General features: G+C 43.3%; 14 protein-coding genes. 9 read left to right on the forward strand and 5 right to left on the reverse strand.

Going from position 1 to position 17556, the window contains the following annotated elements:
- Positions 1–77 precede the first annotated feature (77 nt).
- Positions 78–2051, forward strand: a complete 1974-nt coding sequence (gene dnaX, locus AC5YCI_RS10270; RefSeq protein ID WP_496175508.1) for a DNA polymerase III subunit gamma/tau — start codon at positions 78–80, stop codon at positions 2049–2051.
- Here dnaX and AC5YCI_RS10275 read toward each other — a convergent pair.
- Positions 2044–2754: an SIR2 family NAD-dependent protein deacylase gene (locus AC5YCI_RS10275; RefSeq protein WP_496129724.1), complete on the reverse strand. Its 711-nt coding sequence runs from the start codon at positions 2752–2754 to the stop codon at positions 2044–2046. The two genes, dnaX and AC5YCI_RS10275, sit on opposite strands and share 8 nt — an antisense overlap.
- Complete coding sequence (locus tag AC5YCI_RS10280; protein WP_496129723.1) at positions 2751–3686, reverse strand: LysR substrate-binding domain-containing protein; 936 nt, start codon at positions 3684–3686, stop codon at positions 2751–2753. Before AC5YCI_RS10280 ends, AC5YCI_RS10275 begins: the two co-directional genes overlap by 4 nt.
- Positions 3687–3868: 182 nt before the next feature.
- Between AC5YCI_RS10280 and AC5YCI_RS10285 the strand changes: the two genes are divergently transcribed.
- From AC5YCI_RS10285 to AC5YCI_RS10295, 3 genes are all read left to right on the forward strand, one after another.
- The gene (locus AC5YCI_RS10285) at positions 3869–5089 is read left to right on the forward strand and encodes an acyl-CoA dehydrogenase (RefSeq protein WP_496129722.1); all 1221 of its coding nucleotides are present in this window, start codon (positions 3869–3871) and stop codon (positions 5087–5089) included.
- Positions 5090–5234: 145 nt separating this feature from the next.
- Positions 5235–6629 (forward strand): MFS transporter, encoded by a 1395-nt coding sequence (locus AC5YCI_RS10290; RefSeq protein ID WP_496129721.1) that lies wholly within the window; start codon positions 5235–5237, stop codon positions 6627–6629.
- A 37-nt stretch (positions 6630–6666) separates the two neighbouring features.
- Positions 6667–7914 carry a CaiB/BaiF CoA transferase family protein gene (locus tag AC5YCI_RS10295; protein WP_496175509.1) on the forward strand — a complete coding sequence of 416 codons (1248 nt, stop codon included), beginning with the start codon at positions 6667–6669 and terminating at the stop codon, positions 7912–7914.
- Here AC5YCI_RS10295 and AC5YCI_RS10300 read toward each other — a convergent pair.
- Positions 7911–8801, reverse strand: a complete 891-nt coding sequence (locus AC5YCI_RS10300) for an alpha/beta fold hydrolase (protein WP_496129719.1) — start codon at positions 8799–8801, stop codon at positions 7911–7913. The two genes, AC5YCI_RS10295 and AC5YCI_RS10300, sit on opposite strands and share 4 nt — an antisense overlap.
- A complete protein-coding gene (locus AC5YCI_RS10305; RefSeq protein WP_496129718.1) occupies positions 8788–9342 on the reverse strand; it encodes a PadR family transcriptional regulator in 555 nt (184 codons plus the stop codon). The genes AC5YCI_RS10300 and AC5YCI_RS10305 overlap by 14 nt, the downstream gene beginning before the upstream one ends.
- A 122-nt stretch (positions 9343–9464) precedes the next feature.
- Between AC5YCI_RS10305 and AC5YCI_RS10310 the strand changes: the two genes are divergently transcribed.
- Positions 9465–11489 carry a 2,4-dienoyl-CoA reductase FMN-binding domain-containing protein gene (locus AC5YCI_RS10310; protein ID WP_496129717.1) on the forward strand — a complete coding sequence of 675 codons (2025 nt, stop codon included), beginning with the start codon at positions 9465–9467 and terminating at the stop codon, positions 11487–11489.
- Between the two features lie 319 nt (positions 11490–11808).
- Positions 11809–12948, forward strand: coding sequence for a YheT family hydrolase (locus AC5YCI_RS10315; RefSeq protein ID WP_496129716.1), 1140 nt, complete (start codon positions 11809–11811; stop codon positions 12946–12948).
- Here the strand turns inward: AC5YCI_RS10315 and AC5YCI_RS10320 are convergent.
- Positions 12945–13439 carry an internalin gene (locus AC5YCI_RS10320; protein WP_496129715.1) on the reverse strand — a complete coding sequence of 165 codons (495 nt, stop codon included), beginning with the start codon at positions 13437–13439 and terminating at the stop codon, positions 12945–12947. The two genes, AC5YCI_RS10315 and AC5YCI_RS10320, sit on opposite strands and share 4 nt — an antisense overlap.
- A 226-nt stretch (positions 13440–13665) precedes the next feature.
- On the opposite strand from AC5YCI_RS10320, the gene pyrG reads away from it, so the two are divergent.
- The 3 genes from pyrG to eno all read left to right on the forward strand — a co-directional run bounded on the left by pyrG (position 13666) and on the right by eno (position 17548).
- Positions 13666–15306 carry a CTP synthase gene (gene pyrG / locus AC5YCI_RS10325; RefSeq protein WP_496129714.1) on the forward strand — a complete coding sequence of 547 codons (1641 nt, stop codon included), beginning with the start codon at positions 13666–13668 and terminating at the stop codon, positions 15304–15306.
- Between the two features lie 30 nt (positions 15307–15336).
- On the forward strand, positions 15337–16194 hold the full coding sequence (gene kdsA / locus AC5YCI_RS10330) for a 3-deoxy-8-phosphooctulonate synthase (protein ID WP_496129713.1): 858 nt from the start codon (positions 15337–15339) through the stop codon (positions 16192–16194).
- Between the two features lie 64 nt (positions 16195–16258).
- Positions 16259–17548 (forward strand): phosphopyruvate hydratase, encoded by a 1290-nt coding sequence (gene eno, locus AC5YCI_RS10335; RefSeq protein ID WP_496175510.1) that lies wholly within the window; start codon positions 16259–16261, stop codon positions 17546–17548.
- The last annotated feature ends 8 nt before the right edge of the window (positions 17549–17556 follow it).

The raw sequence follows: 17556 nt of genomic DNA on the forward strand, positions 1-17556 counted from the left end.
TTGCTGAGCAAATGACGTGGCCTGATTCACTAATGACTAAAAAAACAGTATGCTAATGCTTGCAATAAGGAGCATACATGTATCAGGTACTCGCGCGTAAATATCGTCCGCGTAATTTTAATGAATTGGTCGGTCAAAACCATGTCTCACGTGCTTTAACCAGCGCTTTAGAACGTGGTCGTCTGCATCATGCTTATTTATTTACCGGAACGCGTGGGGTAGGTAAAACCACCATTGCCCGTATTTTAGCCAAATGCTTAAACTGCGAAACTGGTGTGACCTCAACGCCGTGTGAAGTATGTCCAACCTGTGTGGCGGTCAATGAAGGACGTTTTATTGACCTGATTGAAATTGATGCAGCATCACGTACCAAAGTTGAAGACACGCGTGAATTACTCGATAACGTACCGTATGCACCAACGCAAGGACGTTTTAAGGTGTATTTAATTGACGAAGTGCATATGCTCTCGACGCACTCGTTTAATGCTTTACTCAAAACTTTAGAAGAACCGCCTGAACACGTTAAATTCTTATTTGCCACCACAGATCCGCAAAAATTACCGATTACCGTGATTTCACGTTGTTTGCAATTTACCTTGCGACCACTTGCGGTAGATGAAATTACCGATCATTTAACTGATATCTTAACTCGCGAAACCATTCAGTCTGACCAAGATGCGATTTGGCAAATTGCTGAATCTGCACAAGGTTCATTGCGTGATGCATTGTCGTTAACCGATCAAGCGATTGCCTATGGTCAAGGGGCAATTCGTCATCAAGATGTCAAAGAAATGCTCGGCTTAATTGACCGTACCATTATCTATGATTTATTGCTGGCGATTCATCAAAATAAACCTGCGCGTGTTAGTCAATTGTTATTGCAATTTAGACAGCAGGCATTAGATGTATCTTTGGTGTTGGATCAGTTGATTTCGACCTTACATGAACTGGCACTATTACAATATTTACCTGATTTAAGCCTGAAATATAGCAACGAAATTAATCAAAAAATTACACAGATTTCCAAATTAATCAGTGCGCCAGATTTACAGTTATATTATCAAATTGCCTGTAAAGGCCGTGCCGATTTGCAGTGGGCAGTGACCCAAGAGCAAGGCTTTGAAATGTGTATTTTGCGTTTATTGGCATTTCGTCCCATGCAGCCACATGAAGTGCTGCTCAGCCAGACACCAAACACAACTACGGCGCTTGCAACCGTCGATGAACCTGCGACGCTTGCTGTAGAAGCTGTAGAAGCTGTAGAAGCTGTAGAAGCTGTAGAAGCTGTAGAAGCTGTAGAAGCTGTAGAAGCTGTAGAAGCTGTAGAAGCTGTAGAGCCATTGAGCGAAACGCCTGAATTCAATGCCGATCAAGTGGTCTTTGCTGCCAATAATGAGCTACTCGATTTTGATTTAGGTGAAACGTCCAGCATAGACAGCACCTTGCCTGAAGATATCTTCTTTTTAGACAATGCAGCAGCTCAAATACAAGACCTAACAGTAGATGCTGCAGAACCTGCTGATTTATCTGAAGTTGCTGATACAACAGATAATCAAGCTGTAGATGATTTATTTGCAGTAGCGCCAGCTGTAGAGTTCGTTCCACCAATGGCAGTAGTAAGTCATAGCACACAGATGCCACAAGATATTCTCCAAGTGCCTGTTCAGGATTTAAGCGGAGAATGGACACTGGAAAAATGGGAATATTGGTTTAGAGAATCGGATTTAAGTCCAGCGCTGCAAGAATTGGCACAGCATGGCCTCATGCAAGGTCAGATTAATGCGCAGAGTGTATTTGTTATTGCACCGCAATATGAACAATTGCTGACATCGTTGCAAAGCCATTTAGAGCAAGCATTGCATGCGACATGGCCAAAAACCCGCTTTAGTGTCAAATATCAAGATCTAACTACCACGACCCCATATCACTTACAGGCGCAGCGTAAACAATTGGCACAGCAGCGCGCTGTGGAACTGCTGCAAAATGAGCCTGTAGTTAAAGACTTAATCCGTCAGTTTGATGCGACATTGGATAACGTCCAGATTAAATAAGTGATGATTTTAGCAGCAACTGCTGGAGTTGCTGTAAACCTTGACTCGCTGTTAAGGCAATTTTTTGATACTGCTGTGGTAAATGCTGTAGCTTGGCTTGCGGGTCAATATAGTAGGCTTGTGCAGTGGCTGAAATGCAATGAACTAAGCCTGCCACAGGATAGACTTGTAAGCTGGTGCCAATCACCACAAAAATATCCGCTTGTTGTACTAAGCGTTCGGCTTCACTATAGGCAGGTACCGCCTCGCCAAACCACACTACGTGTGGACGCAGCGGATAGCCTTGAGGACATTTGTCGGTGTTTAAATCTAAAGCATCACCAATAATGGGATAGAGTTCCTGATCATCACGCGCTTTGGGGTCAGAACTTTTCGCCAAACGGATATTGCCATGCAAATGCAGCACTTTGCTGCTGCCAGCACGTTCATGCAAGTCATCAATATTTTGCGTGATCACTTGTACATCAAAATCTTGTTCTAATTCGGCAATGATGTGATGCGCAGCATTAGGCTTGGCCGCTAAGATATTTTTGCGCCGTGCATTATAAAAGCGCTGTACAAGTTGTGGATTTTTAGCCCAAGCTTCAGGCGTTGCTACATCTTCGACTCGATGCTGCTCCCATAAGCCATCACTATCACGAAAGGTTTGAATGCCGCTTTCGGCACTCATGCCTGCACCTGAAAACACCACTAATTTTTTCATACCGTTGTACTCACTACCGTTTTTAACCATTGTACAAATTTTGCCAATAAAGGCGATAAATCGCTGTCAGAATGCATCACATAATAACTACGGCTGCCTTGTAGTTGATGTTTGGAAGCAATGACTAAGCTGCCATCACTGAGTTCTTTTTCTAATAGCATTTGCGGAATAAGGGCAACGCCCATGCCATGGGTAGCGGCAACGGCCAGCATGGAAAACAGTTCATGGCGCTGACCATCATAAGGATTGGGATATGAAACACCTGCACTTTGTAGCCATTCTTGCCAAATGCTCGGACGCGTAGTTTGTTGTAATAAGGGTAATTGGCGCAGTTGCTCGGGCTTTAGATCATAGCTTTTATCGGCATCGGGGGGTAAATTGGGGAAATATTGCTGAATTAAACGTGGCGAACACACGGCAATCACATCTTCAGGCATTAAAAAGTGGCTTTGCGTTCCCGGCCAGCGCTGTACTTGCTCTGGCGTACCTGCATAAATCGCAGCATCAAAAATATTGTCATGAAATAAAAATGGTTTGGTGCTGGTTTCTAAATGAATGGTGATTTCAGGATGTAACTGATTAAATTCATGCAATTTTGGTAATAACCAACGCGTGGCAAAGGTGGGAACAACGCCAATTTTTAGGGTGCCACCTAAACCTTTGTGTGACATCACATCTAAGGTGGCGCGTTCGAGTCCCTCTAAATAAGGTTGAATAGCTTGATAATACTGCTGCCCCGCAGGGGTGAGTTCAACACCATGTCGCGTGCGATGGAATAAATTTAAATTTAAAAATTCCTCGAGTTGTTGAATCTGTCTAGATACTGCGCTTTGGCTCATAAACAGTTCTTGCGCTGCATGGGTATAGCTTAAATGACGTGCCGAAGCACTAAAACACAGCAGACTTTGTAAAGGAGGAATTTGGCGGCGCATGGTGTGTTCTCACGTGAAGATATGCATATTGGTCTAATTTTTAGGCAATAATAGCGGATAATGTGTATAAGGTATGTGCTTTTTGCATATCTGTATGCAAAATTATCGTTTGCGCCAGCTTGGACTTTTGCTCTACGATCAACTCAAATAATCAAAACATGATCAAAAAGGCAGAGGACGCAATGAATCAAATGCTCAATACCAAAAAACCTAAAGTTCAATTTGACTGGCAGGATCCATTTTTAATTGAACAGCAGCTCACAGAAGAAGAACGTATGATTCGCGATACGGCACATGCCTATTGCCAAGATCGTTTACAACCGCGTGTTTTAGAGCAATTCCGCCATGAAAAAACCGATGCTTCAATTTTTCGTGAAATGGGTGAATTGGGTTTATTAGGCCCAACCATTCCAGAAGTGTATGGCGGTGCAGGTTTAAACTACGTGAGCTATGGCTTAGTGGCGCGTGAAATTGAGTATGTCGATTCAGGCTACCGTTCGATGGCCAGTGTACAAAGTTCATTGGTGATGGTGCCGATTAACGAATTTGGTTCAGAAGAGCAAAAGCAAAAGTATTTACCAAAACTTGCCACAGGTGAATATATTGGTTGCTTTGGTTTAACTGAGCCAGATCATGGTTCCGATCCGGGCAGCATGATTACGCGTGCTAAAAAAGTTGAAGGCGGTTATCGTTTAAGTGGCGCAAAAATGTGGATCACCAACAGTCCAATTGCCGATGTATTTGTGGTGTGGGCTAAAGAAGTGTCTGAAGCAGGCAATGTGGGTGATATTCGCGGCTTTATTTTAGAAAAAGGATGGGAAGGTTTATCGGCACCTGCCATTCATGGCAAAGTGGGTTTACGTGCCTCAATCACCGGTGAAATTGTGATGGATAACGTGTTTGTGCCTGAAGAAAATGCCTTCCCAGAAGTACGTGGTTTAAAAGGGCCATTTACGTGTCTAAATAGCGCACGTTACGGTATTGCTTGGGGTGCGATGGGTGCGGCTGAGTTCTGCTGGCATACTGCACATCAATACACCATGGATCGTAAACAATTTGGTCGTCCATTGGCTGCTAATCAGTTGATTCAAAAGAAACTGGCTGATATGCAAACTGAAATTGCCTTAGGTTTACAAGCGGCATTACGTTTTGGTCGTATGAAAGATGAAGGCATTGCTGCGGTTGAAGGTACATCACTGATTAAACGTAATAACTGTGGTAAGGCCTTAGATATTGCACGACTCGCACGTGACATGATGGGGGGTAACGGCATTAGTGATGAGTTTGGCGTGGCACGTCACTTAGTCAATCTTGAAGTCGTAAATACCTATGAAGGTACCCATGATGTACATGCCTTAATTTTAGGTCGTGCGCAAACTGGTATTGCCGCATTCTCAAACTAAAATATTGAATAATCATCAAAAACGGGCGCGCTTTTTAGCGCGCTCTTAGGTTCATGCAACCATAAAAAAGTTAATCTTGGCAGTGATCTATAACTATATGAGGTCATGGAGACCTTAAACTGACCAAGATAACTCATTTGGGAAAATGAGGGAACAGCATATGGATTCAACTGTAAAACTGCCGTCTAATCTCGGCACTGCACATAAAATTAATAAAAATACCTGGAAACTGGCGTTTATTTTTGCCTTCGTATCCTTAGTGATCGATGGCGTAGATATCATGCTTTTGTCCTTTAGTTTAAGTAGTTTAAAAGCAGAATTTGGTTTATCGACCTTTGAAGCGGGGATGCTTGGCAGTGCCTCACTTGCAGGTATGGCACTGGGCGGTATTTCGGGTGGTTGGGCCTGTGATAAGTTTGGTCGGGTGCGTACCATTGCATGGTCGGTGGTGTTTTTCTCGATCATGACCTGTATTTTAGGTTTTACCCAAAGCTATGAGCAATTCATGGTGCTACGTTTTATTGGTGCCTTTGGTTTAGGCTCATTGTATATGGCTTGTAATACTTTAATGGCAGAATATGTTCCAACCAAATACCGCACCACGGTGTTAGGGACACTGCAAACAGGTCAAACGGTCGGCTATATTGTGGCAACCTTAATGGCAGGCGCGATTATTCCAGATCATGGCTGGCGTATGCTGTTTTACGTGACCATTATTCCTGCGGCATTTGCACTGTTCTTTATGCGTTTGGTTCCTGAACCTGCGGCATGGCAAGAAGCTAAAATCCAACAATTACAGGGTAATAGCCTAAGCTTAGACGCAAGTAATACTCAAGTCAGTAAAGCACCGTCTGAAAGTATTTATAAACGCATTTTTGGGCACAATCAGCATCGTAAAATGTTTTTATTGTGGATGGGCACAGCCGCGTTCTTACAGTTTGGTTACTACGGCGTCAATAACTGGATGCCGATGTATCTTGAAACCGAACTGAATATGAACTTTAAGTCTTTAACCGGCTATATGGTGGGTGCATATACCGCCATGATTTTAGGCAAAATTTTAGCGGGTTATGCTGCTGACAAATTGGGTCGTCGAGTCACCTTTGTATTTGGTACAGTAAGTACCGCCGCCTTTTTACCCGTGATTATCTTCTTTAATACTCCAGATAACATTGCCTATTTACTGATTACCTTTGGTTTCTTATACGGGATTCCTTATGGCGTCAACGCAACCTACATGGCTGAAAGCTTCTCAACGGATGTGCGTGGTACCGCTATTGGTGGCGCATATAACATGGGCCGTTTAGGTGCAGCAATTGCGCCAGCCACCATTGGCATGATTGCAGCAGGTAGCTCATTTGGGATGGCGTTTATTGTGATGGGAACAGCTTATTTTATTGCAGGTGTGATTCCGGGGCTGTTTATTCGTGAACGTCAATATGACCCACAGCAATCGAGCCTTGTTAAGGTGGATACGGATGCTGAATCAGAAGCAACAACAGCAACAACCCCAAGCGTGGCTGCCACAGCTAACAAATAATATCAGGTCATTACAGCTGACCTTGGAGGAATAAAGCATGGGTGCATTACAAGGCATTCGAGTATTGGATTTAAGCCGTGTTTTGGCAGGGCCGTGGTGTGGGCAAATTTTAGCCGATCTTGGCGCAGAGGTGATTAAAATTGAACGACCGCGTGTGGGAGATGACACCCGCATGTGGGGTCCGCCGTGGATGAATAATGCCCAAGGTCAAGCCACGCGTGAATCGGGTTATTATCAATGTGCCAACCGCAATAAATACTCTGTGGCGGTGGACATTGCCTCACTGCAAGGGCAAGAGATTATTCGTGACATTGCCAAAACCGCAGATGTGGTGATTGAAAACTACAAAACGGGTTCATTGGCCAAGTATGGCTTAGATTACGCGAGCTTAAGTGAATTAAATCCAAATTTAGTCTATTGCTCCATTACCGGATTTGGTCAAGATGGCCCGCGTGCTGATGAACCAGGCTATGACTTTATTATTCAAGGCATGTCAGGCTTAATGAGCATTACTGGTGAAAAAGACGGTTTACCAGGTGCAGGTGCACAAAAGGTTGGGGTGGCAGTGGTAGATTTACAAACTGGTTTGTATTCGACCATTGCGATTCAAGCGGCATTATTGGCACGCCAGCATACTGGACGTGGGCAATATATTGATATGTCGTTATTGGATGTGCAGGTAGCAAGCCTTGCCAATCAAGGTATGAACTATTTAAGCAGTGGCAAATCTCCAGTGCGCATGGGTAATCATCATCCCAATATTGTGCCGTACCAAACTTTTATGGCTAAAGACAAAGAATTTATTATTGCTTGCGGTAATGATAAACAATTTAAAGACTTGTGCCTTGCGATTGGCTTGCCTGAGCTTTTAGACAATCCAAAATTTCAGCGCAATCAAGATCGAGTTAAACATCGCGGTGAATTGGTCGGTTTACTCAGCGACTACTTTGTACAGCATAATGCCGCGCATTGGGTCAGTCAAATTCATGCAGTGAAAGTGCCTGTTGGCGTGATTAACTCCATTGAAGATGCTTTAGCTGAACCGCAAATTCAACATCGTGGTTTGGTGGTTAATCTGCCACATGCCTTAAATCCCGATTTTAAGGTCATTGGCTCACCGATGAAACTATCGGATACTCCCGTTGAATATCGTCATGCACCGCCACAATTGGGTGAACACACCGAGCAAGTGCTCAGTGAGTTTTATACCCCTAAACAACTGCAACAATTACAAGATGCTGGCATTATTGAAACGTTGCCCACAGCAATAGCAACAGTGGCTTAAGGCATAAGAAACCGACCTAGCGTTTGATAAAACGCTAAAGGTTCAGAGATCAGCGGCGCATGGCCAGATTTAGGCAAGATTACATGCGTCGCTTTTAATTTTTGTGCTAATAACTGTTGCCCAAGAATCGGATACAACGTTGATTTTTGACCACTCAGCCATGTCATTGGACAATTCAGTGTGTGCAAACTGGGGCGCAAATCTAGATCATGCCCAATATAACTGTCTAAATACCATGCCATCATCTGTAAATTTTTAAGCGCTAAAGTATAAGCAGCAAGTTGTGGGAATCGATTGAGCTGTTTTAAACCTTGCAACAACAGGCGATGAGAACCTTGAAAGGCCAGTAGCGTCTGCCATGCATTAAAAAGCTGTTGTTGCTGTGCGTATGGCATATGCTCTAGCGCAGTATAATCCTGTAAAGTCGCTCTTAACTGGCTTAAACAGGCCAAATATTGGGTTTGTTGCGCGCCATATAAACCGTATTGCCAATCAGGTCGATTTTTAATACACGGGCTTTGGTCAATATGTAAATAGTGGCTGATCTTGCTAGAAAAATCAGCATATTGCATGCCATACATGGCAGTGGTAGCACCCATCGAATAGGCAATGACGCGTACATCATCCAATTTTAATTGTTGGCAAATACTGTTTAAGTCTTGCCAATGGCTAGAAATGGCATCTAGGCGTGGAATTTTGGCTTGTTTCGAGCCACCAAAACCACGCCAATCTGGAATAATAAAACGAAAATTCTTTCTAAAGGGATACACAAAGGGCAACCATTGCTGGCTGGTCATGCCAAGTCCTGACAGCACCAATACAGGTTGACCGTGTCCAAATTCACGTACAAAGAGGAGCGAGCCATCTGACATTTTAAGGCGCATCATGGATATCCTCTGGTTTATATTGACCTAAACCGTATATCAGTTGCTTTAACCAAGTCACCCAGCTTTGTTCTAAATCTAGACCCAATTGCAAAATCATACGATGAATATATTGCTGTCGATGAGATGGATCAGCATTGGAAAAATCTTTAGCAAAAATCGCTTGATAGGTCTGAAGGCGGTTTTGATGCTCAACGAGATGTTTTTGTAACTCAGACATTAAAGCTTGCGAGTTAAGCTGTGCTTCGGCACGTAAACGCACCATTAAATCTTCACGTAATTGCGCGGGGGCACTGTGCTCAAGCATCCATGCTGCTAAGGCTTCGCGCCCTTGGGCTTCAACTTGATAAATTTTTTGTTTTAGATCGGGCTGGGCTTGGGTGCTAATCCAGCCTTGCTCTAGCATATTTTTTAATTCACGATAAATTTGCTGATGCGTCGCACTCCAAAAATAGCCCATCGAATGGTCAAAACGCCGTGCCAATTCAATGCCACTACTGGGTTTTTCTAATAAACTGGTGAGTAATACATGTGCAAGGGACATTGGACGCCTCAGTCATTTTTAAAGCTGTCTAAAATTATGCAACATGTTGCATAAAAAAGCGATCACGTTTATAAACGAGGGCAGAGTTGTATAAAACTAAAAATGTCTGCAAGGAGCTCGCTATGACAGTTTATCCGCACTTATTTACCCCATTAGATTTAGGCTTTACGACCTTAAAAAACCGCGTGATTATGGGTTCTATGCATGTGGGTTTAGAAGAAGCGCCCAATGGTCATCAGCGTATGGCAGCATTTTATGCTGAACGCGCGCGTGGTGGTGTTGGTTTAATTGTTACAGGCGGTATTGCACCCAATAGTGCAGGTTTAACCCGCGCAGGTGCGAGTAAGCTCAGTACACTTGCAGAAGCAGAGCCGCATAAAATTGTCACTCAAGCAGTGCATGCGGCAGGAGGTAAAATTGCCTTACAGATTTTGCATACCGGACGTTATTCGCATCAAAACCAAGCCGTTGCACCCTCAGCGATTGCCGCACCGATTAATCCTGTGATTCCACATGCATTAACACCTGTGGAAATTGAGCAGACCATTACTGATTTTGTCGAATGTGCGAAATTAGCCCAATACGCGGGTTATGACGGTGTGGAAATTATGGGCTCTGAAGGCTATTTAATTAATCAGTTTATTACCAAACGTACTAATCATCGGGATGATGCGTGGGGCGGTAGTTATATGAATCGCATCCGTTTTGCAGTGGAAATTGTGCGTCGTACCCGCCAAGCAGTGGGTGAAAATTTTATTATTATTTATCGTTTATCCATGCTCGATTTGGTTGAAGGTGGCTCGACCTTGGCGGAAGTGACGCAATTGGCCAAAGCCATCGAATCTGCAGGCGCTACTATTATTAACACCGGCATTGGTTGGCATGAAGCACGGATTCCCACCATTGCCACTAAAGTGCCCCGCGCAGCTTTTACTTGGGTCACGCAAAAAGTCAAAAGTGCAGTCAAGATTCCACTGGTGACCTCAAATCGGATTAATACGCCTGCCATGGCTGAGCAGGTGCTGGCACAAGGGCATGCTGATTTGGTCTCTATGGCACGCCCGTTTTTGGCTGATGCTGAGTTTATGCTCAAAGCAGAGCAAAATCGTAGTGATGAGATTAATACCTGTATTGGTTGTAACCAAGCTTGTTTAGATCATATTTTTAGCGGCAAGCTCACGTCCTGCTTGGTCAATCCGCGTGCCTGTCATGAAACAGAGTTGCCCATGGAGAGTGCTGTACACAGTAAAAATATTGCGGTTGTGGGGGCAGGACCTGCGGGTTTAAGTTTTGCTTTAAATGCTGCAGAGCGCGGTCATACAGTCACTTTATTTGAAGCGAGTGCTCAGATTGGTGGACAATTTAATATTGCCAAAACCATCCCGGGTAAAGAAGAATTTTATGAAACCATTCGCTACTTTAAACGCCAGTTAGAATTACAGCCCAATATTAAATTGGTGCTCGGTTATCAAGTTAAAGTCCAAGAGCTGATTGATCATCAATTTGATGAGATCGTGCTGGCGACTGGTGTTGAACCACGGCAACTCGATATTCCGGGTATTGACCATGAAAAAGTACTCAGTTATTTACAGGTTTTAAAAGAGCGCGTTGCTGTGGGGCAACGTGTGGCCATTATTGGTGCAGGGGGGATTGGTTTTGATACCGCTGAATATCTAAGCCATAGCGGCGAAAGCAGCAGTTTAGATCCACAAAAGTTTTATGATGAGTGGGGGATTGACCCGAAATACCAATATGAGGGAGGTTTAAAGCTGGCACAGCCAAAGCCTGCAGTGCGTGACATCTTCTTATTACAGCGTAAAGCCAGTAGCGTCGGCTCAGGTTTAGGTAAAACCACTGGCTGGATTCATCGTAGCGGTTTGAAGCAGCGTAATGTACAAATGTTGAATGCGGTGCAATACGATAAAATTGATGATAGCGGTTTGCATATTAGTGTAGGTGAACAACAGATTTTATTAGATGTCGATCATATTGTCATTTGCGCAGGGCAAGAGTCTTATACCCCTTTATATGACGAATTAGTGGCAGCAGGTCAGCAGGTGCATTTGATTGGTGGCGCGAAACTTGCAGGAGAATTAGATGCCAAACGTGCGATTGCCGACGGGGCTTATTTGGCTGCTAGCTTATAAGAATATACATCACTGATAAGCACTAGGTTGAGCACTTGCTGCTTGACCTTCAGGTTTTTTATCTTAAATCAGGACTATGCATGCTCTGCAAAGCTCCATATCAAGGGCGGCACCACGCGGCGCAGTAGAAAATTAAGCTCTACAAGATTGCACTTGAATTTGATGGATAAATTCAGCATAAGTCATGAAAGGCTGCTTAATTTAATTGTGAGCTTTCAGAGCCTGATTGTAGACGAAAAGAAAAAATTGTTGAGGCAGATGGAGCCGACGATAACAACAAGACCCACATAAAACGACACCAGCCAAGAAGGAGTATACGATGTTAAGATTACAAAAATTAAGTCATCGCTTGGCCGCTTGTATAGAGCACTGGGCAGGTGCGGCTACACCCAGTTTATCCTATCATCCACAGGGTATCTTTGCCCAATTGGTTCCTGAACTGAAATCTCTACAAAAAAAATATTGTCCAACGCTGTGGCTTGCAAATCCACATGCGCAAATGTTGTATTTTGATTTATTTAAACGCCATCGTATTCATCTAGAATATGATGCCGTTGAACAATTGACCATGCAAGATGGCGGCATTACAGCCATTGCCTGGTATGGTCAACAGTTAAGTCCAACTACTCCGACTATTGTACTGATGCATACTTTAACAGGTACAGCTGAAACCATGCGTGAATTGGTACAGGATTTACATCACTATACCGGTTGGCGGATTGCCTTGTGTTTGCGCCGTGGCCATGGCAAATTACCGTTAACCGTGCCAAAAATTAATATTTTGGGTTCCACAGAAGACTTAGCAGAGCAAATCCAGCATATTCAAACCGTATATTCTCAGTCAGATTTATATGCTGTGGGCTCATCGGCAGGCACCGGCTTATTGGTGCGCTATTTAGGTGAAATGGGCAAGAAAGCACCATTTAAAGCGGCTTTTGCTTTAAGTCCAGGCTATGATAGCGAACAAGGTTTTGCACGTGTTCATCCTATTTATAGCAAGTTGATGACCAAAAAATTAGTTAAGGCATTTATACAGCCCTATAGTAGTACTTGGCAATGGACCAATTTAGAAACGCTATTGCAAGCGAAAACCTTGGCCGAGTTTGAACAATGTTATTTTAAAATGGCTGGGTTTCATGATTACCAAAGCTATGCCAAAGCAGTAAATCCTATTTATGTGATGCAAGATATCCAAATACCCTTGGTGGTACTTAACGCTGAAGACGATCCGATTTGCAGGATCGATAATTTAGTGCCACATAAACAAGTGCTTATCAATATGCCAAATGTTTTAATTGTGACAACAACCAAGGGCAGTCATTGTGTTTTTTATCAAGGTTTAATTAAAACCAACTCTTGGGCGAGCTGTGTGATTGCGGATTATTTCCGTCACTATGCCAGTCTCATACAGACAAAAAAACCCAGACAAGCTGGGTTTTTAAATCTACAAGCAGCTTAATCCAGCGCTGGCGTGGCAGCGGCAATCGCTGCTGCAACTGCATCATCTTGTGATTGTGTATTTGTACTGCGTGGCGCCTCAGTCTTAGGCACCTCTGCTTTTGGCTCAGCTTTAGGTGCTTCAGCTTTAGGCGTAGTCACTTGTGGTTTTGGCTCAGCTTTAGGCGCTTCAGCTTTAGGCGTAGTCACTTGTGGTTTTGGCTCAGCAGGTGCTGGGCGAGTTTCACGACGGATTTCAGTCGTGGTGTTTGGTGTTTCTTCGCGAATCACTTCTACTTTTTGTGGCGCAGTTGCAGGTTTGGCTGCTTCAGCAGCTGGCGCTGGCTGCTCTGGCTCAGTTGGGCTTAAGTTTTCAAATTTAGCTTCAGCTTTCGGTTGAGTCGTTGGTGCTTCGGCACGCGTCTCTTCTTCAGCGGGAGTTTCTTTCTTGACACATGCACTTAATAAAAGGCTAGTTGCAATTGCACCACAGATTAAAATTTTCTTATTCATAACTGCACAAAATAACGCGTTAGATGGACAAACATATTATAACCATAAAAAGCAATAGAAAAATCATCAAAAGATAAGCTAAATTTTTATCGCAATTGCTGATACAATAACCAATTGTTTATTGTTCCATGAATTGATGCACAATGACTTTGCTTTATTGGTGCAGAGTAAAGTAAAATTGCGCAACATTGCAGGCCGATTTAGGCTCGATTGTACGAGAAACCCAATGACCCATTTTATTTTCGTGACTGGTGGTGTAGTTTCATCACTAGGTAAAGGTATTTCAGCTGCTTCAGTTGCTGCACTTTTAGAAGCCCGTGGTTTAAAAGTGACCATGGTCAAAATGGATCCATACATTAATGTCGATCCAGGGACAATGAGCCCATTCCAACATGGTGAAGTTTTTGTCACAGAGGATGGTGCAGAAACTGACTTAGACTTGGGTTACTACGAACGTTTCCTACGTCGTGCGAAAATGACCAAGTTAAATAACTTTACATCTGGCCGCGTGTACCAAGATGTATTGAACAAAGAGCGTCGTGGTGATTACCTTGGCGGTACTGTTCAAGTTATTCCACATATCACTGATAACATTAAAGAACGTGTACTTCGCGCAGGCGAAGGCTATGACGTTGCGATCGTGGAAATCGGCGGTACAGTAGGTGACATTGAATCTCTCCCATTCATGGAATCTGTACGTCAGCTGATGGTTGAACTTGGTCACAAGCGCACGATGCTGATGCACTTAACCTTACTCCCATACATTAAGTCAGCAGCAGAATTAAAAACTAAACCAACACAGCATTCTGTGAAAGAGTTGTTGTCGATTGGTATTCAGCCAGATATCTTAATCTGCCGTACTGAGCATGATGTTGATGCTGATACGACACGTAAAATTGCGTTATTTACTAACGTTGAAGCGCGTGCTGTTGTGGTATGTAAAGATGCGCGTACGATTTACCAAATTCCACGTACATTCTATGAACAAAACGTTGATGATTTAATCTGTGAACGTTTTGGCTACAACGATCTTCCAGAAGCTGATCTAACAGACTGGGATAATGTGGTAGAAGCTTTACTGAATCCTGAATACACAGTACGTGTGGCGATGGTGGGTAAATACGTTGAACTGCCAGATGCCTATAAATCTGTCAACGAAGCGTTACTGCATGCGGGTATTCAAAACCGCGTTAAAGTCCAAATCGATTACGTGAATGCTGAAGAGCTAGAAAGCCAAGATGCAGCAGAAGTCTTAAAAGATGCTGATGCCATCTTAGTGCCAGGTGGTTTTGGTGAACGTGGTACCGAAGGCAAAATGCAAGCGATTAAATTCGCACGTGAAAATGGTGTGCCATTTTTAGGCATTTGCTTAGGTATGCAACTGGCTGTGATTGAATATGCACGTAATGTGGCAGGTATTTCTGATGCAACCTCTACTGAATTTAACCGTTCAACTAAATCACCTTTAATTGGTTTAATCACTGAATGGTTAGATGAGCGCGGTGAAGTACAACAACGCTCTGCAGATTCTGACCTTGGCGGTACTATGCGTCTAGGTGCTCAAAAATCTGAATTGGTTGCGGGCACAAAAACAGCGGAAGTTTATGGTTCAACAGAAATCATTGAACGTCACCGTCATCGTTATGAAATGAACAACCGTTTTATTCCTGCTTTAGAAGAAAAAGGCATGAAGATTTCAGGTTATTCACCGATTCAACGCTTGGTGGAAACGGTTGAAATTCCTGCACATCCTTGGTTCGTTGCGGTACAATTCCACCCAGAATTTACCAGCTCACCACGTGATGGTCATCCATTATTTGCAAGCTTCATTGATGCTGCGAAACAGCAGTACCAAAAAGCCAAGTAATTGGTGTTTTGCATAACTAGGAATGTTTAAATGTCACAATTAAAACCACAAGAAATTGTACGTTTAGGCGATATACAAATGGCAAATCATTTGCCATTTGTACTATTCGGCGGCATGAACGTACTCGAGTCTAAAGACTTGGCTTTTGAAATTGCAGAAACTTATGTTGAAATCTGCACACGTTTGGATATTCCATATGTGTTTAAAGCCAGTTTTGATAAAGCCAACCGTTCAAGTTTGAATTCTTACCGTGGCCCAGGTCTTGAAAAAGGTATCGAGTGGTTAGCGGACATTAAAAAGCATTTCAATGTGCCGATCATTACTGATGTGCATGAGCCGTATCAAGCGGCGCCTGTAGCCGAAGTGGCGGATATCATTCAGTTGCCGGCATTTTTAAGTCGTCAAACTGATTTGGTTGAAGCCATGGCCAAAACGGATGCCATCATCAATATTAAAAAAGCACAGTTCTTAGCACCACATGAAATGCGTCATATTTTGCATAAGTGCTTAGAAGCTGGAAATGACAAACTGATTCTGTGTGAACGTGGTTCAGCATTTGGTTACAACAATTTAGTTGTCGATATGTTGGGCTTTGACACCATGAAAGACATGAATGTTCCAGTGTTTTTTGATGTGACCCATGCGCTGCAAACTCCAGGTGGGCGTAGCGACTCAGCCGGTGGTCGTCGTGCGCAAATTACCACATTGGCACGCGCAGGTATGGCAACAGGTTTGGCAGGTTTGTTCTTAGAAGCACATCCTGATCCTGAACAAGCCAAATGTGATGGCCCATGTGCGCTGCGATTGTCGCAACTTGAGCCATTCTTAGCGCAGCTCAAAGAATTGGATACTTTGGTCAAAGGTTTCCAAAAGCTAGATACACACTAAATTGTTACACCTTGATGCGTCGTTTTTGACGCATCATTTTTATTAATCAACTGAGGAATTGTTCATGAGCCAAATCGTTGACATTCGTGCACGTGAAATTTTGGACTCTCGTGGTAACCCAACCATCGAAGCAGACGTAATCTTAGCCTCTGGCGTTGTTGGCCGTGCATGTGCACCATCTGGTGCTTCAACTGGTTCTCGTGAAGCTTTAGAACTTCGTGACGGCGATAAAGCACGCTACTTAGGTAAAGGTGTTCAAACTGCGGTTAACAACGTAAACACTTTAATCCGTGATGCTTTAGTGGGCAAATCAGTATTTGAACAAAAAGACATCGACAATACGATGATCGCACTTGACGGTACTGAAAACAAAGAAAAATTGGGTGCAAACGCAACTTTAGCAGTGTCTTTAGCTGCTGCGCGTGCTGCTGCTGACGAAAAGAAAATTCCTCTTTTCCAATACATCGCAGACCTACGTAACAACAGCATCTTAACTATGCCTGTACCTATGATGAACATCTTAAACGGTGGTTCACATGCGGACAACAACGTAGATATTCAAGAGTTTATGATTGAGCCAGTGGGCTTTACATCTTTCTCTGAAGCACTTCGTGCTGGTGCAGAAATCTTCCATTCTTTAAAATCTGTATTAAAGAAACAAGGTTTAAACACTGCGGTAGGTGATGAGGGTGGTTTTGCGCCAAACTTACGTTCAAACGAAGAAGCAATTACCGTTATTCTTGAAGCAATTGAAAAAACTGGCTACAAAGCAGGTTCTGACATTATGCTTGCGCTTGACTGTGCATCTTCAGAATTCTACAAAAATGGTCAGTACATTCTTGCAGGTGAAGGCAACAAAGCATTCACAAGCAACCAGTTCTCTGACTACCTTGCAGGTCTTGTTAACCAATACCCAATTATCTCAATTGAAGACGGTTTGGATGAGTCGGATTGGGAAGGTTGGTCTTACCTAACGTCTATTCTTGGCGACAAAATCCAATTGGTTGGCGACGATTTGTTCGTAACGAATCCTAAAATCCTTCAACGTGGTATTAATGAAAAAGTTGGTAACTCTATTTTAATTAAATACAACCAAATTGGTACGTTGACTGAAACTTTAGATGCCATCTACCTTGCAAAAGTAAATGGTTACTCTACTGTTATTTCACACCGTTCAGGCGAAACTGAAGATTCAACTATTGCGGACCTTGCAGTAGGTACAGGCGCTGGTCAAATTAAGACTGGTTCACTTTGCCGCTCTGACCGTGTAGCAAAATACAACCAATTGCTTCGTATCGAAGAGTTGACTCAAGCTGTATATCGCGGTAAAGCTGAGTTTAAAGGTTTAAACTAAGCGACATA

Source organism: Acinetobacter sp. CY17, from assembly GCF_059515825.1.